At 67.8% G+C, this 1,026-nt stretch carries 1 protein-coding gene; it reads right to left on the reverse strand.

Going from position 1 to position 1,026, the window contains the following annotated elements; translation table 11 throughout:
• Positions 1 to 97: 97 nt before the first annotated feature.
• Entirely contained in the window at positions 98 to 1,024 is a 927-nt protein-coding gene (locus tag ACFCY7_RS40540) for a carbohydrate ABC transporter permease (RefSeq protein WP_376491094.1), read from the reverse strand.
• Positions 1,025 to 1,026: the final 2 nt, after the last annotated feature.

Here is a 1,026-nt window from a genome sequence, read left to right on the forward strand (position 1 = left end):
GGTGGGGCGGGGTGTGGGGCGGTCGGAAGGGGTGGCGGAGGTTTCGAGGGGGGTGGACTCGTTGGTCGCGGTGGTGGGGAGGGAGGTGGTCATCGGGTCAGCCCTTCCGCATGCCGCGCAGCTGGACGGTGTAGGCGATGATCGCGGTGATCACGCCCATCACGATCGCGACGGTCGCCGCGTAGTTGTGCTGCTGGCCGGAGAAGGACAGCGAGTAGGTGTAGACGTTGGGGGTGAAGTCGCTGGTGATCGCGTTCGGGGCGAGCTTTTGCAGGATGCTGGGCTCGTTGAACAGCTGGAAGCTGCCGATGATCGAGAAGATCGTGGCGATGACCAGGGCGCTGCGGATCGCGGGCAGCTTGACCGAGGCGATCACCCGCCATTCCCCGGCGCCGTCGATGGCCGCCGCCTCGTACAGCGAGCGGGGCACGACCTTGAGCGCGGAGTAGAAGATCAGCATGTTGTAGCCGACGAACTCCCAGGTCACGATGTTGCCGATGGACGCCAGCACCAGCGAGGGCGAGAGCGGGTCGGGCAGGGCGACGCCCAGGGCGTCGTTCACGTTGCCCACCAGGCCGAACTGGGTGCCGTACATGAAGCCCCAGATCAGGCTGGCGACGACGGCGGGCACCGCGTAGGGCAGGAAGATCGAGACCCGGAAGAAGGTCTTGCCGTACAGCCGGCCGCTGTCGATGGCCAGCGCGACCAGCAGCGCGATCCCGAGCATCACCGGCACCTGCACCAGCAGGAACAGCCCCACCCGCGCCAGGCCCTGCCAGAAACGGGCGTCGACCAACGCGTCGGCGTAGTTGTCGAGACCGACGAACGAGGTGCCGCCGATGAGGCGGTCCTGGAACAGGCTCAGATACAGCGCGTAGGCGATCGGCGCGAGGAAGACGAGTCCGAAGACCGCGACGAACGGGCCGGCGAAGCCCCAGCCCACCCAGGCCTCCTTCCGGAGGCGGAAACGGGCTCGTCGGCGAGGCGGTGGGGCCGCCTGAGCTGACGTCGACAGGAGCGTCATGG

This window comes from Streptomyces sp. NPDC056361, from assembly GCF_042262805.1.
Taxonomy (GTDB): domain Bacteria; phylum Actinomycetota; class Actinomycetes; order Streptomycetales; family Streptomycetaceae; genus Streptomyces.